General features: G+C 38.7%; 23 protein-coding genes. 1 reads left to right on the top strand and 22 read right to left on the bottom strand.

Annotation, left to right across the window (positions count from 1 at the left end; all coding sequences use genetic code 11):
* Positions 1-71: 71 nt before the first annotated feature.
* Positions 72-2,162, top strand: coding sequence for a penicillin-binding protein 1A (locus DW000_RS02505; protein WP_119207992.1), 2,091 nt, complete (start codon positions 72-74; stop codon positions 2,160-2,162).
* Between the two features lie 183 nt (positions 2,163-2,345).
* On the opposite strand, the gene DW000_RS02510 is transcribed toward DW000_RS02505, so the two are convergent.
* The 22 genes from DW000_RS02510 to DW000_RS02615 form a co-directional block, all read right to left on the bottom strand.
* Entirely contained in the window at positions 2,346-4,724 is a 2,379-nt protein-coding gene (locus DW000_RS02510) for an endonuclease MutS2 (protein WP_105089544.1), read from the bottom strand.
* Positions 4,725-4,737: 13 nt separating this feature from the next.
* Positions 4,738-7,161, bottom strand: coding sequence for a U32 family peptidase (locus DW000_RS02515; protein ID WP_120054849.1), 2,424 nt, complete (start codon positions 7,159-7,161; stop codon positions 4,738-4,740).
* Between the two features lie 88 nt (positions 7,162-7,249).
* The gene (gene pheT / locus DW000_RS02520; protein WP_120054850.1) at positions 7,250-9,694 is read right to left on the bottom strand and encodes a phenylalanine--tRNA ligase subunit beta; all 2,445 of its coding nucleotides are present in this window, start codon (positions 9,692-9,694) and stop codon (positions 7,250-7,252) included.
* A 9-nt stretch (positions 9,695-9,703) separates the two neighbouring features.
* Positions 9,704-10,726: a phenylalanine--tRNA ligase subunit alpha gene (gene pheS, locus DW000_RS02525; protein ID WP_005386321.1), complete on the bottom strand. Its 1,023-nt coding sequence runs from the start codon at positions 10,724-10,726 to the stop codon at positions 9,704-9,706.
* Between the two features lie 36 nt (positions 10,727-10,762).
* Positions 10,763-11,227, bottom strand: coding sequence for a PaaI family thioesterase (locus tag DW000_RS02530; protein ID WP_024061874.1), 465 nt, complete (start codon positions 11,225-11,227; stop codon positions 10,763-10,765).
* Positions 11,228-11,454: 227 nt separating this feature from the next.
* Complete coding sequence (locus DW000_RS02535) at positions 11,455-12,666, bottom strand: ABC transporter permease (RefSeq protein WP_120054851.1); 1,212 nt, start codon at positions 12,664-12,666, stop codon at positions 11,455-11,457.
* Positions 12,659-13,381 (bottom strand): ABC transporter ATP-binding protein, encoded by a 723-nt coding sequence (locus tag DW000_RS02540; RefSeq protein ID WP_120054852.1) that lies wholly within the window; start codon positions 13,379-13,381, stop codon positions 12,659-12,661. Before DW000_RS02540 ends, DW000_RS02535 begins: the two co-directional genes overlap by 8 nt.
* A 12-nt stretch (positions 13,382-13,393) precedes the next feature.
* Positions 13,394-14,476, bottom strand: a complete 1,083-nt coding sequence (locus DW000_RS02545) for an efflux RND transporter periplasmic adaptor subunit (RefSeq protein ID WP_004696124.1) — start codon at positions 14,474-14,476, stop codon at positions 13,394-13,396.
* A gap of 159 nt (positions 14,477-14,635) precedes the next feature.
* Positions 14,636-15,550, bottom strand: coding sequence for an ATP-dependent 6-phosphofructokinase (locus DW000_RS02550; protein WP_004696126.1), 915 nt, complete (start codon positions 15,548-15,550; stop codon positions 14,636-14,638).
* Complete coding sequence (locus DW000_RS02555; protein ID WP_004696128.1) at positions 15,522-16,364, bottom strand: shikimate kinase; 843 nt, start codon at positions 16,362-16,364, stop codon at positions 15,522-15,524. Before DW000_RS02555 ends, DW000_RS02550 begins: the two co-directional genes overlap by 29 nt.
* A gap of 119 nt (positions 16,365-16,483) precedes the next feature.
* On the bottom strand, positions 16,484-16,891 hold the full coding sequence (locus tag DW000_RS02560; RefSeq protein WP_042986426.1) for a hypothetical protein: 408 nt from the start codon (positions 16,889-16,891) through the stop codon (positions 16,484-16,486).
* On the bottom strand, positions 16,881-17,138 hold the full coding sequence (locus tag DW000_RS09855; protein WP_232055008.1) for a hypothetical protein: 258 nt from the start codon (positions 17,136-17,138) through the stop codon (positions 16,881-16,883). The genes DW000_RS02560 and DW000_RS09855 overlap by 11 nt, the downstream gene beginning before the upstream one ends.
* Before the next feature lie 322 nt (positions 17,139-17,460).
* Positions 17,461-18,315 (bottom strand): hypothetical protein, encoded by an 855-nt coding sequence (locus DW000_RS02570; RefSeq protein WP_004696134.1) that lies wholly within the window; start codon positions 18,313-18,315, stop codon positions 17,461-17,463.
* 9 nt (positions 18,316-18,324) lie between these two features.
* Positions 18,325-18,732: a hypothetical protein gene (locus tag DW000_RS02575; RefSeq protein ID WP_021148255.1), complete on the bottom strand. Its 408-nt coding sequence runs from the start codon at positions 18,730-18,732 to the stop codon at positions 18,325-18,327.
* Positions 18,713-19,357, bottom strand: a complete 645-nt coding sequence (locus DW000_RS02580; RefSeq protein ID WP_120054853.1) for a hypothetical protein — start codon at positions 19,355-19,357, stop codon at positions 18,713-18,715. The genes DW000_RS02575 and DW000_RS02580 overlap by 20 nt, the downstream gene beginning before the upstream one ends.
* Positions 19,354-19,593, bottom strand: coding sequence for a hypothetical protein (locus tag DW000_RS02585; RefSeq protein ID WP_243624514.1), 240 nt, complete (start codon positions 19,591-19,593; stop codon positions 19,354-19,356). The genes DW000_RS02580 and DW000_RS02585 overlap by 4 nt, the downstream gene beginning before the upstream one ends.
* 124 nt (positions 19,594-19,717) lie before the next feature.
* Positions 19,718-20,179 carry a hypothetical protein gene (locus DW000_RS02590; protein WP_024061885.1) on the bottom strand — a complete coding sequence of 154 codons (462 nt, stop codon included), beginning with the start codon at positions 20,177-20,179 and terminating at the stop codon, positions 19,718-19,720.
* Complete coding sequence (locus DW000_RS02595; RefSeq protein ID WP_120054855.1) at positions 20,158-20,700, bottom strand: prepilin peptidase; 543 nt, start codon at positions 20,698-20,700, stop codon at positions 20,158-20,160. Before DW000_RS02595 ends, DW000_RS02590 begins: the two co-directional genes overlap by 22 nt.
* A 53-nt stretch (positions 20,701-20,753) precedes the next feature.
* Positions 20,754-21,200 (bottom strand): prepilin-type N-terminal cleavage/methylation domain-containing protein, encoded by a 447-nt coding sequence (locus DW000_RS02600; protein ID WP_004697182.1) that lies wholly within the window; start codon positions 21,198-21,200, stop codon positions 20,754-20,756.
* 36 nt (positions 21,201-21,236) lie between these two features.
* The gene (locus tag DW000_RS02605; protein WP_008714115.1) at positions 21,237-22,412 is read right to left on the bottom strand and encodes a type II secretion system F family protein; all 1,176 of its coding nucleotides are present in this window, start codon (positions 22,410-22,412) and stop codon (positions 21,237-21,239) included.
* An 8-nt stretch (positions 22,413-22,420) separates the two neighbouring features.
* Positions 22,421-23,440, bottom strand: coding sequence for an ATPase, T2SS/T4P/T4SS family (locus DW000_RS02610; RefSeq protein WP_004697309.1), 1,020 nt, complete (start codon positions 23,438-23,440; stop codon positions 22,421-22,423).
* Positions 23,424-24,434 (bottom strand): GspE/PulE family protein, encoded by a 1,011-nt coding sequence (locus DW000_RS02615; protein ID WP_120054856.1) that lies wholly within the window; start codon positions 24,432-24,434, stop codon positions 23,424-23,426. Before DW000_RS02615 ends, DW000_RS02610 begins: the two co-directional genes overlap by 17 nt.
* Positions 24,435-24,619: the final 185 nt, after the last annotated feature.

Raw genomic sequence — 24,619 nt, forward strand, 5'->3', positions numbered from 1 at the left:
GATATAATATTTATAACTGCGTAATAGAATTTACGTTATATTTACTAACAAAAGAAAAAAGAGGTGACTCTATGAGTAATAACTCAAATGCGAGAAGCAGCCGCCGTTCTAATGGTAGCGGCGCTACACCGAAGAAGACAAGTCCGAAGCGTCTATTTTGGATTTGTGCCCTTCTCCTTATACTCATCGTAGCCGGAGGTGGCTGTGGTTTCATCAGTGCTACACTGTCTAACCTACCAGATGTATCCAATGTACGTCCTTCTGCATCGTCTCAAATTTACGATGTCCATGGTAATCTCATCACAACGGTTCATTCCACAGAGAATAGATTACCAGTACCTTTAAAAGATGTACCAAAGGATTTACAAAATGCCTTTGTTGCTACTGAGGACTCTCGCTTCTATTCCCATCACGGTATCGACCCTGTTGGTATCTTGCGTGCTGTATGGGTTAACATTGTTCATAGTGGCGTATCTGAAGGTGGTTCTACAATCACTCAACAGTTAGCGCGTAATGCATTCTTATCTCAAGACAGAACATTTAAACGTAAAATTTCTGAAGCATTGCTAGCACTTAAAATTGAACAACATTACACTAAGGATGAAATCCTTGAAATGTACATGAACCAAATTTACTTTGGCCAAGGTGCATACGGTGTACAATCTGCAGCTCATGTATACTTTGGTAAGGATGCTAGCCAATTAACGCTAGCTCAAGCAGCACTCATTGCAGGCTTACCACAAAGTCCTAACTACTACTCTCCATTCAATGATTTGGAAGCTAGTAAAAAACGTCAAGCCGTTGTATTAGGCCAAATGGTTAAATACGGATACATTACACAAGAGCAAGCTGATGAAGCGCGTCAAGCAGATTTAGGCTTAGTGGCAAAACAAGAACAAACGCATGAAAAATCTAATGCGTCTTACTTCATTAACTATGTTATTGCACAAGTTTCTGAAAAATATGGTGACGATGCAATCTATAAAGATGGTTTAAAAATTTATACTACTCTCGATATGGATGCACAAAATGCAGCTGTAGCAGCAATGCAAAACTTGCCTAACTACTACACAGATAGCAATGGTTTACATCAACCACAAGGTGCTATCGTAGCTATGAACCCTCATAATGGTTACATTATGGCTATGGTTGGTGGCCGTGGTGATGATGCATTTAACCGTGCTACACAAGCAGAACGTCAACCAGGTTCCGCTATGAAACCATTTGTATATTTGGCAGCTATTCAATCTGGTAAAACTCCTGGTTCTATCGTAGATGATAGCCCTGTTACATTTGGTAACTGGAGCCCTAAAAACTATGAAAATGACTTCGTAGGTAGCATTACATACCGCTATGCATTACAACATTCTCGTAACGTAGCTGCCGTAAAAATTGCTGATGAAGTAGGCATGTCTAAGATTATTAAACTTGCTAAAGAAATGGGTATCTCTACTCTAACTGATCAAGATAATAACTTGTCTACTGCACTTGGTGGTTTAACTCATGGTGTAACACCTCTTGAAATGGTTCAAGCTTATGGTGTACTCGCTAATGGTGGTATCAAAGTTCAACCTACGGCAATCGTTAAAATTGTAGACCGCAATGGTCAAGTTGTGGAAGAAAACTCCATCCAAGAAAAACGTGTTGTAGATGAAAAAGATGCAGCTATCATTACAAATATGCTAGAATCCGTTATAAATGGCGGTACTGGTGGTAATGCCGCAATCGGTCGTCCTGCAGCAGGCAAAACTGGTACAACAGATGATTCCAAGGATGCTTGGTTCGTTGGTTACACGCCTGATTTAGTAGCTGCCGTTTGGATTGGTGATGACTATGGCTCGGAAACATTACGAGGCATGACCGGTGGTGACACACCTGCTATTATGTGGGGCCAATTCATGGCAAATGCGCTTGCCAATACCCCTGCTTCTGACTTCTCCGTTCCTGCTAGCGCTCAATCAGCTGTTTCTGAAGGTTATTATAATCCTGTAAAAGCACAGCCTAAAAAAGAAGCTGCTAAGGACGAAAAAGCAGACAAAAAAGACGATAAAGACAAATCGAAAGATGAAGCTGTAAAAGATGACAGTGGCTCAAAAGATGATGCAACTGAACAGAAATCTAATTCATCCAAAAGTAAAAAGTCTAGTAAAAAAGATCGTTAATCTCATACGCTAAAGGAGCGGAACATGTGTTCCGCTCCTTTCTTTTACGTAAAAAGGTAGTAAGTTCTAAGAACTTACTACCTCTTCTATTTCTATATAGGTATATGGCTATACCCCATAACCAATTTGATATACGATAATAATTTACTGTATTATCTATAACTATATCACTATTGTGTAGCTTTATTTCAAAACTACATTCGTAGCCCCTGCACCACCTTCGTCATAGCCTGCCGTTTCAAAATGAGCTACATGAGGTAAGGTACGCAAATATTGATGTACACCTTCTCGTAATGCGCCAGTCCCCTTACCGTGAATAATGCGCACTTGATTAACACCACCAAGTAAAGCTTGGTCAATAAATCTACCAACAGAAACTGTCGCTTCATCTACCGTTTGTCCAAGAATATTGATTTCAGTACGAACCTCTTTTTGGCGTTGTACGGCAGAGCCACCCATACGTTTTCTAGTCTTAGGCATAGCTGCTTTTTGTTCCCGTTCAAGCTTATTTCCTTCTTCACGTGTAGTAGATTGTAATTCGCTAACCTTTACAGTAGCTGTTAGTCCATTAATATCTACATTCACACGATTGCCATTGATAGCTAATACGGTACCTAATGAGCGTAAAGATGTAACATATACTGCTTGGCCTACCTTAATAGCATCTGCCGTCAAGGACTTACGATCATCATCTACTGGGGCTTCTGGTACATGTACATTAGAAATGCCCTTACGTGCAGCATTAATAGCAGATTGACGCTTATCCTTATTTGTTTCAGAGAATTGCGATTTCAATTGCTTAATAATCGCTTCCCCTTCGACGCGCAAGCTACGTTTCATAGATTCTGCATCAGCTTGAGCTTTGGCTAAGATTTGTTTACGCTTTTCGTTAAACTGTTTCTTTTCCTTCTCTAATTGACCACGCATGCGACGTGTTTCATCAAGCTCTTTCTTTAACGCTCTTTCCCGTTCAGATGCCTTACGAAGTTGCTCATTCAAATCTGAAAGAACTTCTTCCATTTCATGGCTACCAAATTGAGATTTATACTCTGCCGCGCGCGTTACGATATCTTTTGGTAAACCTAAGCGGGCCGCAATACTCAATGCATGGCTACTACCTGCTACACCAATATGAAGTCGATACGTTGGCTTTAAGGTACGCTCATCAAATTCTACATGGCCGTTTTCGATTCCTTCTGTATGGTATGCATAGTTTTTAAGCTCATTATAATGGGTACTTACCATCATAAGGGCACCTTTTTTACGGAAGAATTCAAGGATAGATACAGCTAAAGCACTACCTTCCTCTGGATCTGTACCAGATCCAAGCTCATCCAGCAATACCAAGTCATTTGGGCCACAATGTTTAATAATGGAAATAACTTGTGTCATATGAGCAGAGAACGTACTAAGGCTAGCCTCAATACTTTGTTCATCCCCAATATCGGCAAAGATATTTTGGAATATAGGCAATATTGAGCCGTGGTCTGCAGGGATAAATAGACCACATTGGTTCATTAAACTCAATAACCCTAATGTTTTAAGGGAGACTGTTTTACCGCCTGTATTAGAACCAGTAATCAATAAAATACGGTACGATGTACCTAATTGAATATTTGTAGGCACTACCACATTCGGTGGGATTAATGGGTGCCGAGCTCTCATGAGATTGACAGTTCTATCAGTACTCAAGATGGCCGGTACACCCTTATAAGAAATAGCAAGGCTCGCCTTACCATATACAAATTCGATATGGGATACCTTTTCACAAGCATCCATCAAATCATTACTATGTTGTTTTACAAGGGCTGATAACTCACGGTAAATACGCAATACCTCTTGCTCTTCACCAATCAACGCCTCTTGTAATTCATTATTTAGATTCACCAAGCGCATCGGTTCAATATATAAGGTTTGACCCGTTGCAGAACGGTCGTGAATAAGACCATCAAAGTATTGGCGATACTCCTGTTTTACAGGGATTACGTAGCGATTATTACGCTGCGTAATAATCGCTTCTTGGAAATACTTTTGATTATCCTTGTCGTGCAAGATAGCTTGAATGTCATTTTTAATCTTTTCACGAGTTTTAATAATCGTATTTCTAAGGCTCGCTAATTTAGGAGATGCTGTATCAAGCAATTCCCCTTTTTCATCAAAAACGCGTTTAAAACGGTTTTCAATGCGATCTGTATTCGGCATATCCTGTACCCATAGGGATAGCAATGGATATTCCATATATTTTGTTCTAAAGAACTTTGTCATCCGCTTATAAGCACCAATGGTCAAGTAAATATCCCACAATGCTTCACGAGTAAGGACAAAGTCTTTGCGACTCTTCTTACAGGACTCACGAATATCTCGTGTACCGCCTAACGGTTGTTCTACCTCAGTTTGCAAAGACCGCATTGCCTCTGCCGTTTCATCAAGGTTCTCTTGAATAGCTTTTGCATCTGTCATAGGTTCGATGTGCATGGCTAATTCTTTAGCAATGGTAGAACTACAATGTTGTTGTAATTGTTCTTTTATATGGTGAAAGTCTAATACATCTTCGTAAAACAATGTACTACCTCTTTTATAAAATACCTCTAAAATAGTGGCCCCTTGTAATAGGTGTATCATCTTTACCTACACTCTTAGGCGGAGCCTCTTTTGTTCCATTTTGAATGGATACATAATCTGCTACGATAGTACGCAAACGATGTGGCGCCATATGTCGACCATCGATGCGCAATATATGTAGCCCTTTTCGATGTAACTCAGGTACATAGGCACGCATATCCATTTCATGACTATTCATGATGTGCATGCGGCAATAAGGATCGGTACGAAGTGGGAACACTTCCCCTTTACGGTCCTTCAATGCATAGTCTTCGCTTACACATGGCATAGGACAGTTTTCCTTTTTACCAGTGCCCACAAAGCTTGCGATGGCACAGTATTCGGAAATCATCATTTCCGTATACCCATGTACCATAATTTCTAATGGCAATTTAGTAGATTTTTGCAAGTTAACTAGTTGCGTCAATGTTAACTCTAAGGATGGTGCTATGCTACTCATATTAAAGTCTTGCCATACTTGTAGTGCTGATCCATTAAATATATTAAGCCCTGTATCAGCCTCAATAGCACCTGTATACCCTAAATCACGAAGCCATAATAACGCTTGTGGCACGTGAATAGAAATGCTATCTGGTTTAGCCTCAACTATGGCCTTAAGAGTATTCATGTACACCTCAACTTCATCGTCTTTCACAACTCGAGGCGTAGCAAATACACAAAGCACATTATGATCTTTACAAAGAGTAGCTACCTTTTCATAAATACTAAGTTCATAAGGCTTGCGTTGTAAACGGTCACCACCGAAGATAATCTTCTTAGCACCACCTTCAATAGCAGCTTTCTCAGCCTCTAATTCATCAACGCGAACACTCACCATAGGCTCTGTATACTGAATCGTATCCTTAGCTACTAAGGATGACATATCTTGAGGTTCTACGGCAAGTTCTGCCCAAGCTTTTTCATGATCTGTAATTAACAGAGTTTCTAAAGCCTCTACTGCATCGCGACGCAATGCATTCAAAACACTAGCAGGCCACATATATGGACCTTCTGGAATAGACATAGAAGCTAGAGTAAACAATGTATTACCTAATCTACCCACTTGATCTGTAACCTTCTCTAAACTAGTCGGTTTATTGTTAGCATAAACCGGTTCAAACTCATTAGATACTGTGACCGTACGACCGTCGTTTAATACAAAGGTAAGATCTGTACAAGGCTGTTCTCGGTCTGTATTAATAGATAGATACCCATGTACCTCTAATTTAGCACTAAAGTCTTGTAAGCCCCGTTGTTTTTGAGACTTTGGCGTGGATGCTAAGAATACTTGTCCTGCTGCAAAGCCTTCATCAGGTTTACCTACAAAATGCTTTTCATTTACTAAGGACCAATTCTGATCAATTTGGTAGTACGTAATACTACCAGAAGCTTGCATTACCTTTAAGAGTGATCCTTTTTCAATCGGTTCTGTTAGGTACAAATGAACTTGTCCCTTTTTGACCTCTGCTTTACCAATCAATTTCCCTTGATTATTTGGAGCCACAACGGTCATCATGGATTTCCCTACATGGTCTGTTAAGTAATCCGTAGAGAAGCCACGATTAAATCCTGATGCCAATGCATCAGCATCAGAAGAGTCTATATGAGCTGTATCTAAAATATGACGATAGGTCCCAATAACTTGACGCACATAGGAAACCTTTTTCATACGTCCTTCTACTTTAAAGGACGTAACACCGGCTGCAACGAGTTCATTCATATGCTCACTATAGTTAAGATCCTTTGGACTTAATAGATAGGCTTCATGTTTTGGCAACAAACTAGTACCTGAAGAATCCAACAATTCATAAGGTAAACGGCAAGGTTGTGCGCAAGCACCACGGTTACCACTACGACCACCGATGAAGGAACTCATTAAGCATTGACCAGAATAACATACGCACAACGCACCGTGTACGAAGACTTCAATTTCAGCTGTACAGTTTTTACAAATGTGTTCGATTTCAGCTAGGCTTAATTCACGGGCCAATACAACACGGGTAAAGCCGAGGCTTTCATAAAAACGCACAGCATCTAGCGTAGCAGCCGTCATTTGCGTACTTCCATGCAAGTGCAATTTAGGAGCCACACGTTGCGCTAGTTTAGCAACCGCTAAATCTTGAACGATGATAGCATCCACACCAATGCGTTCTAAGTCCTTTAAATACGCCTCGAGAGCCGTTAATTCGGAATCACCTATGAGGATATTTACAGTTACATATACGGACACATCTAGAATGTGGGCCAAACGAATAGCCTCCGCCAATTCTTCAATGCCAAAGTTTGCTGCATGAGCACGGGCATTAAAGCCTTTACCACCAAGGTAAATGGCATCAGCTCCAGATTCTAAAGCGGCTATAAAGTTTTCCATCGTACCGGCAGGAGCCAATAATTCCATGGACAATCCTTTCTACCTAACTAAAGGTATAACTATAGTACTAAAAGGGTTTACCATACGGTAAACCCTTTCAATATACTGCTTAAAATTAACGTAATTTGCAGTTAATTTCTGCTAATGCATCGATAATAGCTTGAATATTACCATCAATATCCTCATCATTCAACGTACCTTCCATAGACCGGAATTGTAAGTTGTATGCAAGGCTGCGGTAACCAGCTTCAATATGTTCACCTTCGTAAACGTCGAAGATAGATGCATTTTCTAAATATTCTCCACCATGCTCTTTGATGATGGATAAAATTTCGCCACTAGATACGGACACAGGTGCTACGATAGCAAGGTCACGACTAGTGCCTGGGAATTTACTGAAGGATGTATAACGGAATGCTGGAATCGTTAAGGATAATACGGCTTCCAAATCGATTTCAAACATGTATACTTTGCCAGGTAAGTCAAAGTTTTTGCTCACTTGTGGATGTAATTCCCCATACTGAGCAATCATTTTACCATCAACAACGTATTGAGCACTTACACCTGGGTGGAAGTATGGCTCAGTGCCGCGATTAATTTCATAACTTGTAACACCTAATTCAGCTAACAACGCATCTACAATACCTTTTACATCATAGAAATCTGTAGTGCGTTCTGCTTGATTCCAACCAGCTTGGTTTGCCTTGCCCATCAAGATACCGCAAGCCATAGGGCGTTCATGAGGTACTTCTGTTAAAGGCAATGCTTTTGGTTCATATACATTGGCTGTTTCAAATAACCAAAGATCCTTATTTTGTTGCGCAATATTGCGTTTAGCTGCTTCAATAACAGCTGGTACCAATGTAGTACGCATATAAGGGAACTCTTCAGAAATAGGGTTCAAGATTGGGATGGCAGTATAACGGCTATCCACTTCAGGAAGCATCATGTTAGTAAGACCATCTTTATGCATGAAGCTAAATGTAATGATTTGAGTCATACCCAATTTAGCCAATGCATGAGTTACCTCTTTAGTAAGAGCTTTCTTAGGTGTCATGCCACCAGAGGATAATACGGCAACCGGAATTGTAGGCTTAATATTATCATAGTTGTAAATACGAGCCACTTCTTCAGCGATATCAGGCATCACTGTTACGTCGCCACGCCATGTTGGAACGAGAGCAGACAATTTATCGCCATCTTCAGTTACAACGAACTCAAGGGCAGTCAAAATACGAACCATTTCGTCTTTTTCAATGTTTGTACCCAAGTAATCGTTAATTTGTTCTGCTGTAAAAGTAACAGTATGTTGTTCTACAGGATTTTTATATACATCGATAACGCCTACATCAACTTTACAAGTAGGACAGATTTGTTGTAATAATTGAGCTGCTCTATCGATAGCATAAGCAGTGTATTTATGATTTACACCACGTTCGAAACGACCAGATGCTTCGGAACGCATGCCAAGAGCTTTAGCTGTACGACGAATGGATGGACCATTGAATACGGCAGCTTCGAACAAAACGGTAGTCGTTTCATTTGTCACTTCACTATCAAAGCCACCCATGATACCAGCTACACCTACTGGACGTTCTGTATCGGCAATGATGAGCATGGAGTCATTCAATTCGCGTTCAGAACCATCAAGTGTAACAAGAACTTCACCATTTTTAGCGCGTCTTGCCACCAATTGATGACCTTTTACATGGTCATAATCATAGGCATGCATAGGTTGACCAAGTTCTAACATAACATAGTTTGTAACGTCTACTACGTTATTGATAGGACGAATGCCACTGTTACGCAAACGGTTTTGTATCCACAATGGGGATGGCTCAACCTTAACATCAGTTACTACGCGAGCAGTAAAACGAGTACAAAGATCATCCGCTTCAATGGATACAGATGCTTTTCCTTCAATAGACTCGCCATTTTCGTTAACCATGATAACAGGGAATAAAGCTTTTTGGTTTGTCATAATACCGAATTCACGGGATAAACCAACCATGGAGAAGCAATCTGCTCGGTTAGCAGTCAATTCAAATTCATACACTGTATCATTTAAGCCTAAAACGTCTTTTACATCAAGACCAATTGGTGTATTTTCAGGGAAAATATAAATGCCTTGAGCTTCTTCAGGCAATACTAAATCACTAGAAATGCCAAATTCTGCAACGGAGCAGAACATGCCTTCAGAAACTACACCGCGCAATTTACCTTTTTTAATCTCTGTGCCATCAGCTAAGCGAGATTTATGATACGCCACAGGCACGATTTGGCCTACTGCAACATTGGTAGCAGCTGTTACGATTTGTTTTGTAACAGGTTCACCTTCTTCTGTAAGGCATTCAACTTGGCATACTTGTAATTTATCTGCATCTGGATGTTTTGTAATCTCCACGATTTTACCAGTATAAATTTTCTTAATGCCATTATCCATAGCAATGACATCTTCTACAGGAATACCAGCTTGTGTTAATTCATCGGCCAATTCTTGAGCAGGACGATTCATATCCACAGGCACGTATTCGTTCATCCACTGTAAACTTGCTTTCATGAGTTCCTCCTAAAATTGTTCCAAGAATCGTACATCATCTTCAAAGAATAGACGTAAATCATTAATGCCATATAAAAGCATAGCAATACGTTCTACGCCCATACCAAAGGCAAAGCCTTTAACCTTTTCAGGATCGTACCCATTAATACGCAATACATCAGGATGAACCATACCGCATCCTAAGATTTCAAGCCAACCTGTATGAGAACATACACGGCAACCTTCACCACCACACATTACACAGGAAATATCTACTTCTGCAGATGGTTCTGTAAATGGGAAGAAGCTTGTACGGAAACGTACTTTTGTTTCATCCCCATACATATGACGCAAGAAGGACTCTAATGTGCCTTTCAAATCAGCAAATGTAATATGCTCATCGATGATGAGACCTTCCACTTGATGGAATACTGGGGAATGTGTTGCATCATAATCCCAACGATAAACCTTACCAGGCGCAATCATACGGATTGGGCTATTAGGCTCATGACGTTGCATTGTACGAGCTTGTACTGGAGATGTATGCGTACGCAATAAGAAGTTTTCTGTAATATAGAAGGAATCTTGCATATCACGTGCAGGATGGTCTTTAGGCAAGTTTAAGCATTCGAAGTTAAAGTAATCCTGTTCAATTTCTGGCCCCTCTTCAACGGTATACCCCATTTTCATGAAGAAGTCCTCAATCATTTCATTAACCTTAGTTAATGGATGGATATGACCAGCTTTTTGTGCACGACCAGGCAATGTAATATCGATGCGTTCTTGTTCTAAACGAGCGTTTAACTCTGCCGTTTCCATACGAACTTTAACCGTATCAATTTCGGCTTCTAATGCTTCACGAACAGCATTAACGAGGGCGCCAGCCTTCGGGCGTTCTTCTGGAGATAATTTACCAAGACCTTTTAGTAATGCCGTTACCTCACCTTTTTTACCTAAATATTTAACGCGTATATCTTGCAGTGATTGTATATCTGTCAACCCTTTAATCGCATCAAGAGCTTCAGCCTTAATCCGTTGTAATTCTTCTTTCATTAAAGCATCCTCCTATATTTAAAAGTCTAAACTATATTATACCAAATCAGGGTTGTCTTCTTCAATAAAACGCCATGGTAATTCAGGTAATGACTTCTCTTCTAGTACAAAAAATGTACCACGTGCCAAGTGAACAAGTTCACCTAATTCATTATAGATACGTGCTGTAGCAACCATAGTTGTTTTACCATTATGCTCTACATTGGCTACACCACGCAATACAGTACCACCCTTAACAGCTTTCACATAGTTACCATTAAGATCAATAGTGCTAACAGATTTGCCCAATGTGAAACAAGCGGTCCCCATTACACTATCTGCTAAACCAATACAAACGGCACCATGTAAATCCCCTCGGAAATTACAATACTCTGTATCATTTGTTTGTAAGGTCATTTCTGCATGACCTGGTTCAACTGCTGTAATTTCAGAATCTTTTACCCAAGAAAATGGATTCTGATTTCGTAATTCGTTGAAATATTCTAACAATGTTGTAGCCATAAGGTTCTCCATTCAATATACTTACCCGTAGATTAGGTAATCTACATACCCCGTTTATTACAAATTACTTGCATGAAATGATTTAGAGCGTTCTTGCAAAAAAACTCAGTACAAACATAAAAATGGTGCGTTACATCATACATATTGTATCATGCAACGCACCATATGCGAATAACTCTATCTAATTATGTAGTATGTTCTTAAAAAAACGCATCTACAACTAAGGATTATTCATAATGTAATGCATCAATTGGATTAAGTTTAGCCGCTTTACGGGCTGGATAAATACCAAAGATCAAACCTATTGCCATAGAGAAGGCAAAGGACATTCCAATCGTTGGTATAGATATAACTGTACTCATGCCCGAAGCCATGCCAATCAGCTTAGATGAGCCTATGCCGAGTATAATCCCTATTATGCCCCCCATCAAACTGATAACAACAGCTTCGATAAGGAACTGTGTAACGATAACACTATAAGTAGCACCCAGCGCTTTACGTATCCCAATCTCTCTTGTCCGTTCAGTTACGGATACGAGCATAATATTCATAATGCCAATACCACCAACAACGAGCGAGATAGCAGCTACAGCACCAAGGAATAATGTAAATGTTCCCGTCGTCTGAGCCACTGTTTCCATAATAGATTTCATATTTTGAATATTAAAATCATCCAAATTTGTATCTTTTATATTATGACGAACACGCAACAAGTTCTCTATATCTGCCTGCAAACGATCGATGCCCTCATCATCCTTAGCCACAACATACACCCTGCGAAGATAGTCAATGCCCTCTACGCGCTCCATTGATGTTGTATATGGAATTAACACCGTATCGTCTTGGTCATTACCCATGGTTCCGTTCCCTTTACTTTTGAGAACACCAATGACACGGAATGGAATATTTTTAACACGGATTTCCTTGCCTACAGGATCTTCATCAGCAAACAAATTTTTTACTACCGTTTGTCCCACAACCGCTACACGTTCTCGGTTCTGAACATTTTTATCGGAGAAAAATCGACCAGATGTCATAGTCCAATTATTTACGTCCTGAAAGTTAGCATTAACCCCCGCAACAGATGTAGTCCAGTTTTTATTTTGATAAATCACCACATAAGAGCCATTTGTCATAGGACTGGCGGCTTTTACACCTTCTAACTTAGCAATAGCTTCATAGTCAGATATTTTCAACGATTTCATGGACCCCTGCGAAGATCTAGCACCTGGCGTCCGCGGCGCCCCTGGCAGAACTACCAACAAGTTAGAGCCTAAGCTAGAAATAGAATCCTCAATATCTTGCTTCACCCCATTACCGATAGATACCAGTGCAATAACAGCTGCTACACCGATAATGATACCTAACATGGTCAAAAGGGAGCGCAATTTATTAGCAATCAAGGAAGCCCATGCCATTAGAAAACTTTCTTTATACATTAGGCACCTCCTTTATAGGAGTCATATTAGAATTGATCGAATCCTCTACGATTATCCCATCTTTCAAGACTACATTACGACTCGCGTACGTAGCAATATCCGGTTCATGTGTAACTAGAAGAATCGTACGGCCTTCATTATGAAGGCCTCGAAAGATGTTCATAACATCGATGGTTGACTTAGAGTCAAGATTCCCTGTCGGTTCATCAGCCATGATAATAGCAGGATTATTTGCCAATGCACGAGCAATCGCCACACGTTGACGTTGCCCACCAGACAACTCGGATGGCAAATGGTCCATACGCTCGCCCAAGCCGACAGACTGTAATAATTGAGTGGCCCGTTCAATGCGCATCTTTTTATTTACACCGGCATAAATCATAGGAAGCGCTACATTTTCTAGGGCTGTCAATTTTGTCAACAAATTAAAGCTTTGAAATACAAAACCGATCTGTTTATTACGCACATACGCAAGCTCATCATCAGATAAGGTAGCAACCTCGTCTCCATTGAGTCGATAAGAACCAGTTGTAGGTCGGTCCAAACATCCAAGAATATTCATAAAGGTTGATTTACCTGAGCCAGATGGTCCCATAATGGATACAAATTCACCCTTATTGACAACTAAATCAATGCCATGTAGAACAGGTACTGATAATTTGCCATTCACATAGGTTTTTGTAATTCCTTGTATGTCAATTACTGTTTGGTTCATAAGCACCTACCCTTAGAATGGTCCAGCTACATTATTTTTTGGTGCATTCACATCACCGCTTACGATAATTTCATCACCTTCAGATAAACCTTTTAAGATTTGAACATTAGTATCCCCAGTTACACCTGTAGAGACAGCGGTTCGTACTGGTTGACCATCTTTTATAACATATACATACTCACCTTGTTTGTCCGTACGTACAGCAGTAAGAGGAACTACCAATGTATTTTTAATATCTTCACCAAAGATTGTGGCACGAGCCGTCATAGTTGGTAAGAAATTACCTGCAATATTTTCAGGAATTTGAACCTTAACAGTATAGTACACAACGCTACTACTTGTTGTTCCCATATTACCTTTTGTACCTTTTGCAATTTCAGAAACGTAACCGGTGAAAGTTTCACCTGGCTTAGAATCTACAGTAAACTCTACCTTTGCACCTTGTTTGATATTGCCAATATCGGTTTCGTCTACAGTAAGATAAATCTCTAAATTTTTTAAATCTGCAATGGTAGCAATGATCATTTGTGTGGAAATACCAGTACTAATAGTTTGACCGGCTTTTAGCGGTGTACCAACAACAGTCCCAGACATTGGAGCTGTAATAGTAGCATCACTTAAATCTGCGGCAGCACGTTCATAAGTAGATTTAGCACGTTCATAAGATGTTACAGAATCATCATATGTTTGTTGTGCAATAGCATCTTGAGCCGCCAAGGATTTATAACGATTCATATCAAGTTCTGCTTTGGCTAACGCTGCACGAGCATCATCAACAGATGCTTGTAATTGACGTGTATCAATATAAGCGATAACTTGACCGGCCGTAACTTGATCATTCTCTTTAACTAAAACTTTTTCAAGTTTACCAGCAACATTTGTAGAAACATCTACATAATTTACAGGGTTAATAGTACCTGTGGCACTGATACTAGTTTTTACATCACCCTTTTCAACCTTGCCAGTAGTATATAACGTTTGTGCTTGATTTGCATTTAGACTATCCATGTAGTAATATGTGCCGCCACCAAGAACACAAAGAACAACAGCACCTGTTACTATACGTTTACGATGCTTTTGTAAGAACTCTTTCATTATGATCTCCTTTTTTTAAGATGAAGATATATTAAAAAGACATTTATTCTATATCAACACATATAGTATTTTTAAATTATACAGCACCAATTGCTTTTACGCAATATAATTTCATTAATGAATAAATTATGATATATAAAAAATGGCCCTTACGGGCCATTAACTACTCAATATTGACAATAATCTATAATCCTTCTCATCGATTGGAAATTCAAGACGTTCTGCCTCTTCATAAGATAGTGCACGGATATGACCATCTATATAACCTACTAATCGGTTAGCGACACCACTCATCAATAAATTAATACAGACTTCACTCATGCGAGCCGCTAAAATAGCATCAAATGCCGATGGACCACCGCCACGTTGTAAGTAGCCTAACACAGTTAGGCTAGGATCAAATTCTGTATGCTCCTTGATAAAAGCTTTCACCTCACCGCTGTTATAGGCACCTTCTGCAACGAGGATAACACTATATTCTTTACCCCGAATTTGTGTTTCCTTTAAATGACGACAAACCGCATGTAAAGGCATGGGATTTTCAGGAACCAAAACTATTTCTGCCCCACAAGCTAGGCCTGCCTTTAATGCAATATGTCCAGCTTTGCGCCCCATAACCTCCACAATAGCTACACGTTCATGGGAGTTTGATGTATCACGAATACGCCCAACCGCATCAACTACCGTATTAAGAGCCGTATCATAGCCTATCGTATATTGTGTACCACCCATGTCATTATCTATCGTACATGGAATGGTCATAGTAGACATACCAAGTTTAGATAAACTTGTAGCACCACGCATGGAGCCATCACCACCGATAACAACCAAATGGTCAATGTCATAAGTTTTCAAAATATCATAAGCTTTGCGTTGAATTTCTTCATTCTGAAATTCTGGAAAGCGTGCCGTTTTCAGCATCGTACCACCTTGTGTTATGATGCCACCAACGTCTCGATTCGATAAGGGAAATATCTTTTCCTCAATGATACCTAAATAGCCACGTTCAATACCAAATATTTCAAAACCTTCATGTATAGCTTTTCTAGTTAGCGCTCTTATGGCGGCATTCATTCCAGGTGCGTCTCCGCCGCTTGTTAGTATTGCGATTCTTCTCATATCCATTACCCCCTTGTGGTGTACGTTGTTTGGATATACTATGTGCCTTACCTTTTTTATTCGTTTGATTAGAAGTCTTTTGTTTATACCGTTTATCATAACGAATTTTATTAGACATTGCTCTTTTTGATACTGCTTCAGAAATCTCTTTTTTCCTACTTTGTTGATTATTAAATTGTATATCTTCAGATGCTTCTTTAGCATCTACATCGTTTATATCATTGGGTTGACGTCTTGCTTTAAATTGCACATCTGAGGCATCTAATTCATCCTCAATACGCTGTATAAAATCATAGGTCCGGCCATTTGTTGTATCTAGTACAAAATCGCACTGCTTATACACGGGCTTCCACGATTGTATCATAGCATGTACAAAGGCATTCACATTACTATAGTCCATGGTAGGCCGTTTCCCAACACGGCGATTCACACGACTGACAATACGGAATTGTGCAGCTCGGATACCAATAATATAGGAATATTTTTTTAATACCTTTAAGGTGCGATGTTCAATAGGAAAATTCCCACCCACAGAAATCACTGCTTCATGGTATAAGCAAACCTTTTTTAGTACATCCATTTCGGCGCGGCGGAATGCTTTTTCTCCTATCTTTTTAAAAATCTCAGCAATGGGCAACCCAAAACGACTTTCTAATACGCGATCGGTATCTACAAATTGCCAACCCTTGCGTTCTGCAAGGTTCCGTCCAAAGTGACTTTTGCCACTTCCCATAGAACCGATGAGCATAATATTCCGTTTTATTATCATCTATTATGTGCCCCTTATCATTACATATCCTTCATTGTACTATAAAATGGTCCAAAAACAAAGACAGACTATAGACATAAAATCTATAATCTGTCTCTATACAGTACACCCGATTTTCATTAAGGTTTTATAATCGATTTAATTGCACAATGCACATAAACTACATTACCTTTACGTTCTATATCTTCTATTTCTATACGGCGTGAAGGATCCTTTTCTTCAACAGTATTTATCCAGTTAATCATACGCTCTGTACTACCTAATACTGTTAATTCTAGTATACCTTCATGCTCATCAGTACTGACAATCATTAATGGTTCTCCTTGCAAGGAATCAAAAATATTTGTATTAGAACTCGTATTAGATGTCTTGTTCCGTGTAAAAGATTCTAATAGTTTTGCTTCATTAGACACTATATAATCTGACTCAGCATTCATTTGTATATTATAATTATCTTGTTGATTTTTTAAGCTATTATTTTTGTCTTCAAAATAAATATGCCCATACATAGAAAGGCTAATGAGCATCCCCCACAACACTAGGCCCGTTAATATTCTCTCGACCTGATACGTTGTGCTCTCTTTTAGATCCGTCCATATGGAATGTATAAACACCTTTATCTGCTTTAACTGTTCCATGACACTCCATCCCTAGTAATTTTTGTTGGAGAATAGCAATAAATTTACGACACATTTCGTCACTCGTACCTATACCATCTATACTGATACGCCCATCCTTAATGCTAAGATGCTGTAGACTAATATGTTCTGACATAGCGGCATCAAGAATATAAAGGACCATTGTATTGGGTAATATATCTGTTTGATTCTTAAGGATTTTATTCTTTATTATTTTATTTCTTATTTCCATTAATTCACCATATTGTTGATGTATTTCTTGATACTGAGCATTTGCTTGCAATCGCACAAAGTCTATCTTTCGATTTTCATAGCTACGATAGCTTGACCAACAACTATATATAGTAACAAGCCCTACTATAATGTATATAAGACTTATCCCATAAAGAAGGTATCGATAGGTATGCCATAAACTATGCCATCGTAACGAGCGAGGCATTAAATTAATACATCTGTCCTTACCAGCCCAATCCAATCCATTTAAGCCCCCTTGCTGCCATACCGATAGCCATGTCCCAATCTAATTGTCCTTGCTTGCAACGATTACGACCACGACCTAAAAATAATAATGGAATATATTCAGTTTCTCCATACATGGAAATTATACCTTCCATATCTGTCCGTTCTTCATTTGTTATAGATTCTAACCCATACATCCGAATTCCCTGTATCTCATCTATACCAAAGTCTTGTAATCTCACTTCTAACTTATCCATAGCTTCAGCTACATCGCTACTAGTAATAGGTACAATACACTCTTGAATGCATATATCATTCCACCAAAGCCATAAATGCATGGCGCCTTCTTCCACAACACCTGTTACAGTACCGCTGCGCCGCATCAAGCAATAACAAATAGGAATAGGCCAAAAATCAATAACATCAACGGGTGCATAAGTATCTCGTATACCTTGCTTCAAAAGCTCTAGTGAATGCCGATCTACAGCCACCATAAACATATGATAATTGTGTCGTGGATATTCCCGGCGACAAGCATCCATTTGGAAACTATCCCCCTCAAAACTAAAGTAGTCCTCTATATTCCACTTTATAAACTCCTTCATATCAAAATCATGAGGATCATAAGGTGCTACATGCATTTGTGTATCAATATTAGCAACAATACTATAAGCCCCTTCATCTAAATCATACGTTTCTATAAATTTTGTAACGTCTTCATCAATAGGTCCTGTACGCTTCATTTCTAACGCATCAGTAATGACCATTGTTTTATTTTCTATATGAGCGGTAACACATACAATATGTTCATCAGTTATACATACTCCAGAATGTATTCTCTTTTTTCGTTTCATAGAATCACCTCAATAAGGTTTTACCTTTATAACATGCATATGTTTTTCTTTATCTACGGTCACATACATATGTACACGACTCACGATTTCACTATTTTTCAATTTTCCATAACTCATAATATGTCGCGGATTATCTGTTGATTGGTCTGCTTCAATAGTAATCTCTACATTTTCATCATCTATCACAACTAATTTATTTTGAAAGTCCCATACATTTCCTAATTTACAATAGCCCACAAACCAATGAACACCTTTCTGTGCCGCATAATGAGCCTCTTCCAAATGCAATTCGTCTACCACATTACTTTCACATATTTGTCCTATACGCAGCCCCATAAAAGCTAATAATAATAAAAAGGACATTGTAAGTATCGCTATATATGTAATAAAGCCCGCGTTATGGGCTCCTACGTTCATAACCTGTCTCCTCTTTACTTGTATACCAATCATAAATAGTACTCTGTCCAATAGAGACCTCATATATGGATAATCCTCCATAACCACTTGTGTATTTTCTATCATTAACAAAACGATTATTAATATACCAACGTAAATACACGGTCCCATTAGTATCTACACTAAAAGGGTATTCTTGGGTATAGCCCACATTTCTTTTATCTGTAGTTCCTACAATTCGACTACCACTGACAGGTTGCAAGCTACCATCCGTTAATTTTCTGTATAATGCATGACGTTGTACAGTTAAGGTTGTGCGCTTTGTATCGTGAATATATAAACTTGTATTACGATCTTCTACAGTAACCTTCACAGGATTCCATATCATATGAGCCACAACCATACGCCGTGTATATCGACCATCCTCCATCATAGCTACACTATCAAGTAATTTAGCATCCCACATAACTGCATAGAATACGATACCTAACAATAAGGTAAGGACTATGATAGAAATCATCATACTAATAAGCGTAGAATACAAAATAAAACCCATATCATTTCTATTTTTATTTCTATCTGTTATGGGATTCTGCTTGTATTCTTTATTCTTCCCAATTACCGTTTCTATATCCTCGCCCTTCAATGTATCCCCTCCAAATCAACTGATAGAGAATAGACAACAGATTGATTGTCGATGGCATCTACTGTTAATCGTTGTAAAGATACACCTTCTATCACTACAGGCTTTATATGTATTTTATAGGTAATTTTTTCACTGGGACTCATTGTAAATTGAGAATTATATACACCAGTTTCTATTGCTCCATTCTTATAATAAGAAGCTTTAGCCACTTCTAAATACGTTATGGTATCTTGCAATATATGATCCCAATAATACGCCCTATATACCGTAAGAGTAGCCATCCAAAAAATAGATAATACAACCGGTAAAATGAACATGATTATAGCGGCTGATATTAAAGCGTCACCATACATAAATCCTTCAGTGCACTTCTTCCCATCTAATTCGCCCCGTTTGTACAGATATCCATATACGATTTTTCTCACCACTTTCACGATCTTTCAAAATAATTTCTGTCCCATCATAGGGTAAGCCCAAGGCTGAAAAAGAAATAATTGTCATAGACCGTTCATTCTCAATATTTTGCGGTAATGATATGTTTACCGTATGATGATTAACATCTTCCTCTAAGGTATAACTGTCCTTATTTAAAATAAAAAGCATTCTCCCTTTACCATTAGATTTATGCCCTAACATAGACCACAGTTGAACTTTCTTGAGCATATACGCCACCTCTTGCGTAGCACCATTTAAAGTATAACGACTAGGTGTTGTCACAATAGGTAAGGCAATAGAAATGAGCAATAAGATTAAACCAATAGTAATAATCCATTCCGCCAATAAAGATCCACTTTGACGATTTATAAGTTGCACCTTAACCATTGATAAAGCACCTCCATATAGGAACCACCATGTAAGGCACACCATCCGCCAAAGCATAGAAAGGGACCAAATGGGATATATCGATTACGATAACCGGCGAGTAAGAGATAGAGAGAACCAACACAAAAAGTTACGTAAAAGAAACATATAATTTCCCATGGAGTGAGCCATATTGCAATAGCAGAAAACCATTTAATATCGCCTATGCCAAAGCCTTTATGGCTAATCAAACGAAGTCCATATGTAATAGCACCTACGCTGATAACACTTAATAAGGTTACTAACATAGATTGATCATTTATATAGCTATATATAATGCCACCTATTATAAGAACTAATGCCCCTTCATCAGGCAATATATAGTAATGCATATCGATGGTAGCACCTGCTATGATGATGAGTGAAAACACAGCATACAAAGCAATGTGAGTATAAGATATTGCTTTTGATGAAACTATAACAGGTAGCAATATAGATGCTATATATACAAAAAGTCCTATCACATAATTGGTCCCTTTCATACCTTGTCCTTTCATATAACTAACGTATGTAATTCATAATCTATACAAGTTAATTAAGGCTCATTAGGTGCTTTAACAACAACAGATTTTGAAGTCCCACCACTGACAACTTCATAAGTAATAGTGTATTCTTTTCCTTTTGCAGTCTTAACATGTTCAGTAAGATATCCTTCCTTATATAGATTTTCTACTGTTGGAGGTGTATCGACATTTTTGTCAATCATATACAATTGAGTAGCATTTTTTATAATTTGAATATCTGCTGTTTCTTTAGCGTTTCTAGCTTTATCCGCAGCAGATAAGAATTGTGGCATCGCAATAGCCGCTAATATAGCGATAACCGCTACTACAACCATTAACTCAACGAGAGTAAATCCGCCTTTTCTCGATTTTTTAAACCCTTCTCGAACACGAGAAATATGTAGTCGATCTACGACCCATTGACCGCACATTTCTAATCGATGATTCACTCCATGAATCATATGCATAACAGACTTCATAATATTCTCCTTTTAATAGTTAAGTAATAACATTGTCTATTGCCCTCCTAAGTTAGCAATGGACGTAAATAAGGGGTACATAACAGATACAACTAATACGGCTACACCGATTCCCATTATGGTTAGTAAAATTGGTTCCAATAATCGTTCTAAACGAGCAATATATTTTGAAAGTATAGATTCATAGTAGTAGCCACAGTGGTTTAACATTTTTACTAATTCACCACTCTCTTCTCCAATGGACACCATTTGCCATATAAAAGCATTTCCTATCTGACCACTACGTAAACTTTCTTCCAGTGAGTGTCCTGATAATAATCTTGCTTCCACTTGTTTACTACATTCAACACCATATATATTCCCCCACAAAGGGCGAGTAATATTCATGGTTTGAATGATAGAAATACCAGAATCTAGTAAGAGAGCCCAAACTTTTAAAATACTTGTATAATACACACAAGTACTCCATTGGTATCGGTGAGCCAACAGCCAAAGCCAACGATGTACTTTACACTTTATACTATGCTGTTTATAAGCAAATGCTAAGGAACCTATTACAACACAATGTATAGCTATTACCATTAGAGGATGCGATTTTAACCCTTGTCCTAATGCAAAAAGAGCTCGCGTCATCAAAGGTAATGTAATATGCATAGTGGTAAATACCTGTTCAAACGAAGGAATAATAAACAAAATGGTAACTAGAAAAAATATATTCATCATTAAAAGAAGAAATAAAGGGTAGGAAATAGCACTCATAACCTTTTGTTTCAGCTGCCTCTCCCAATCATAGTGACGGGATATATATTGTAAACTCTCACCCAAGGTGCCCGCTGCTTCACCACTTTCTAGTAAAGCCAAAGCAATAGGAGGACATCCTTCACTTCGTAAAGCCTGTGATAAAGTCTGACCACGCTCTATGGATTCATATAAAGCTGTATAGAGTAGTCCTCGTTTCCCCTGGCAGAGCAACTGTAAGGCTCGCCGTAATGGAACACCAGATTCAATGAGTAGACCTAATTGATAAGTCACATCTACCACCATAGTATGATTCCATTTATGTTTCTTTCTTTCATCCTGCAACGATATCCTATAAATTCTATAACCATCTCGTTTTAACCGTATTGCAATTTCTTGTTCTGAATCCCCCCACATCAAACCTTTTTCTGTTTCATTTTGATTATTTTTTACGACATATTCATAAGCCTCCATATATTCACCTACGATAATTGTTGATCGAGCAAGGTATGCAATTGTTGTTGGGCTCCATATTGTGCCTTTACATCTCGCACAGCCATTTCTAATGTTTTCATCGGTAGTTGCGTTTCTTGAATAGATATGATTTGTGGTTCCTTACGGGTCCGTATCAAATTTGCTACTGCATGGGTATTTAGCAAAATATCACGAATAGTAATGAACTTTTTATTCCATCGAAGTAAACGCTGACATATAACGGCCCGTAACACTTGAGATATTTGATTCCGTATCTCTTCTTGTTGCTCCCCAGGAAATAGAGAAATCATGCGGTGAACCGCCATCACTGCACGCTGTGTATGCATAGTTGCCATTACAAGGTGACCAGTCTCTGCCGCATGAAGTGCCGCTTCAAGGGTTTCACGATCTCGAAGTTCGCCTACCATAATGACATCCGGATCCTCTCGTAAAGCATCTCGAATACCATCTGACATAGTATTAATATCAGCACCTAATTGTCGTTGATGTATTAAAGACTTTTTAGATACAAACTCAAATTCGATAGGGTCTTCTAAGGTAATAATGTGACGTTCCATAGTCTGATTTATATAATCAATACAACAAGCTAAGGTAAAACTTTTACCACTGCCTGTAGGGCCACAAACAAGCAATAGACCATCATGTGCTTCACATAGCTTTTGTAATAACTGACCTTCACTATTATCATCTAACTTAAGTTGCTGATGACAAAGTAATCGCAATGTACCACATATGGTCTGATTAGCTCGATATAGATGAACACGGATACGCACACCACAACAGGAACAAGCCTCATCAAGAGACTGCCACTCATAGGATGCTATACCGCAACGACGCAATATATCCTCGATTAATTCTGTAGTACACATAAAGGAAGTAGCCCTTAATCCATCACCATGTCGCAAATAGATAGGCTGACCACATTGTAGATGAATATCTGTTGATGATAGTTGTATTGCATTTTCTACAATAGTTTCTAAACTTTCACTCTTACAGCATGAGTCCACAACGATGCACCTCCTCTATAGATGTAACATGCTGAGATACGGCCTTACGAGCAGACTCTTTTAATGACAATAATAAATGTGTTTCTAATTCGTCCCAATGAGCTGAATTAGCTGGTATTTCTAAGTATTCAAATAGAGCAGTCCGTCCCTGATATGATGTACCATCGAATTTTCGTACTAGCCGTTGTGCAATAGCCCCCATTAAAGTAGCCCGTATTAAGTACGGCTCTACGCCCATATCCATGAGTCGCGTTACAACGCCTATAGCTGTATTGGTATGTATAGTAGATAATACGCGATGCCCCGTTAAAGCAGACTTAACGGCTAACTCTGCGGTCTCCTTATCCCTAATTTCACCAATCATAATCGTATCTGGATCTTGCCGTAATACAGAGCGAAGACCTTTGGCAAAGGTAAATCCAATCTTTTCATTAATACCAATTTGTATAGCCCCTTTGATTTCGGCTTCTACAGGATCTTCAAGACAGATAAGCTTAGTTTCGTCTAAATTTAACATGCGAAGCATGGCATATAAAGTAGCTGTCTTACCACTGCCTGTAGGTCCACAGATAAGTAATAATCCATAAGGACGTTTTAATAATTGTTCAATGTGCTCAAAGATATCCGGCTGCATGCCTAATTCTTTTAAGTCTTTATGACTCCCTTCATTTCCCATAAGGCGACATACTAAGGTTTCTCCGTATAGGCTAGGCAATGTAGATACACGCATCGTTACAGACTTATTTTTATGACTCCAAGACCAACGCCCATCTTGTGGTAAACGCTTCTCGCTAATATCTAGAGAGCTACAAACCTTAATACGGTTGATAATGAGTTCAGCTTCTTCAAATGATACAGTCATGTAATGTTGCAGCAGTCCATCTTTTCGCAACCGAACATGAGCACCACTTTTAACGGGATCAAAGTGGATATCGCTCACATGGTGTTCTAAGGCATACAAGATAATATCGTCTAATGTTACGTCTACATACATGGTCACCTCCAATACCTTGCGGTATGTTTTTACCTCACACTAGCGTATGGCGTTATAGGTTTCGACATCAGCCTCTAAATCCCTCTTTTATTTTTAAAAATCCACGAAGCGAAAACTTTTCTATTTTTAGACATCTTGAATTGCAATAAGTAATGCGACAAAATTAAATCAATTTTCTAATCTCA

The sequence above is a fragment of the Veillonella sp. AF36-20BH genome (assembly GCF_003602765.1).
GTDB lineage: Bacteria > Bacillota > Negativicutes > Veillonellales > Veillonellaceae > Veillonella > Veillonella hominis.

Bases quoted from the DNA above. Each gene is read 5' to 3' on its own strand.
- DW000_RS02540 (WP_120054852.1), bottom strand. From the start codon at position 13,381: ATGAACCAAACAGTAATTGACATACAAGGAATTACAAAAACCTATGTG.
- DW000_RS02575 (WP_021148255.1), bottom strand. From the start codon at position 18,732: ATGAACGTAGGAGCCCATAACGCGGGCTTTATTACATATATAGCGATA.
- DW000_RS02570 (WP_004696134.1), bottom strand. From the start codon at position 18,315: ATGAAACGAAAAAAGAGAATACATTCTGGAGTATGTATAACTGATGAA.
- DW000_RS09855 (WP_232055008.1), bottom strand. From the start codon at position 17,138: ATGTCAGAACATATTAGTCTACAGCATCTTAGCATTAAGGATGGGCGT.
- DW000_RS02560 (WP_042986426.1), bottom strand. From the start codon at position 16,891: ATGCTCATTAGCCTTTCTATGTATGGGCATATTTATTTTGAAGACAAA.
- DW000_RS02605 (WP_008714115.1), bottom strand. From the start codon at position 22,412: ATGGAGGCTTATGAATATGTCGTAAAAAATAATCAAAATGAAACAGAA.
- DW000_RS02595 (WP_120054855.1), bottom strand. From the start codon at position 20,700: ATGAAAGGGACCAATTATGTGATAGGACTTTTTGTATATATAGCATCT.
- DW000_RS02535 (WP_120054851.1), bottom strand. From the start codon at position 12,666: ATGTATAAAGAAAGTTTTCTAATGGCATGGGCTTCCTTGATTGCTAAT.
- DW000_RS02515 (WP_120054849.1), bottom strand. From the start codon at position 7,161: ATGGAATTATTGGCTCCTGCCGGTACGATGGAAAACTTTATAGCCGCT.
- DW000_RS02530 (WP_024061874.1), bottom strand. From the start codon at position 11,227: ATGGCTACAACATTGTTAGAATATTTCAACGAATTACGAAATCAGAAT.
- DW000_RS02600 (WP_004697182.1), bottom strand. From the start codon at position 21,200: ATGAAGTCTGTTATGCATATGATTCATGGAGTGAATCATCGATTAGAA.
- pheT (WP_120054850.1), bottom strand. From the start codon at position 9,694: ATGAAAGCAAGTTTACAGTGGATGAACGAATACGTGCCTGTGGATATG.
- DW000_RS02550 (WP_004696126.1), bottom strand. From the start codon at position 15,550: ATGAATGCCGCCATAAGAGCGCTAACTAGAAAAGCTATACATGAAGGT.
- DW000_RS02545 (WP_004696124.1), bottom strand. From the start codon at position 14,476: ATGAAAGAGTTCTTACAAAAGCATCGTAAACGTATAGTAACAGGTGCT.
- DW000_RS02590 (WP_024061885.1), bottom strand. From the start codon at position 20,179: ATGGTTAAGGTGCAACTTATAAATCGTCAAAGTGGATCTTTATTGGCG.
- DW000_RS02555 (WP_004696128.1), bottom strand. From the start codon at position 16,364: ATGATAATAAAACGGAATATTATGCTCATCGGTTCTATGGGAAGTGGC.
- DW000_RS02505 (WP_119207992.1), top strand. From the start codon at position 72: ATGAGTAATAACTCAAATGCGAGAAGCAGCCGCCGTTCTAATGGTAGC.
- pheS (WP_005386321.1), bottom strand. From the start codon at position 10,726: ATGAAAGAAGAATTACAACGGATTAAGGCTGAAGCTCTTGATGCGATT.
- DW000_RS02615 (WP_120054856.1), bottom strand. From the start codon at position 24,434: ATGTATGTAGACGTAACATTAGACGATATTATCTTGTATGCCTTAGAA.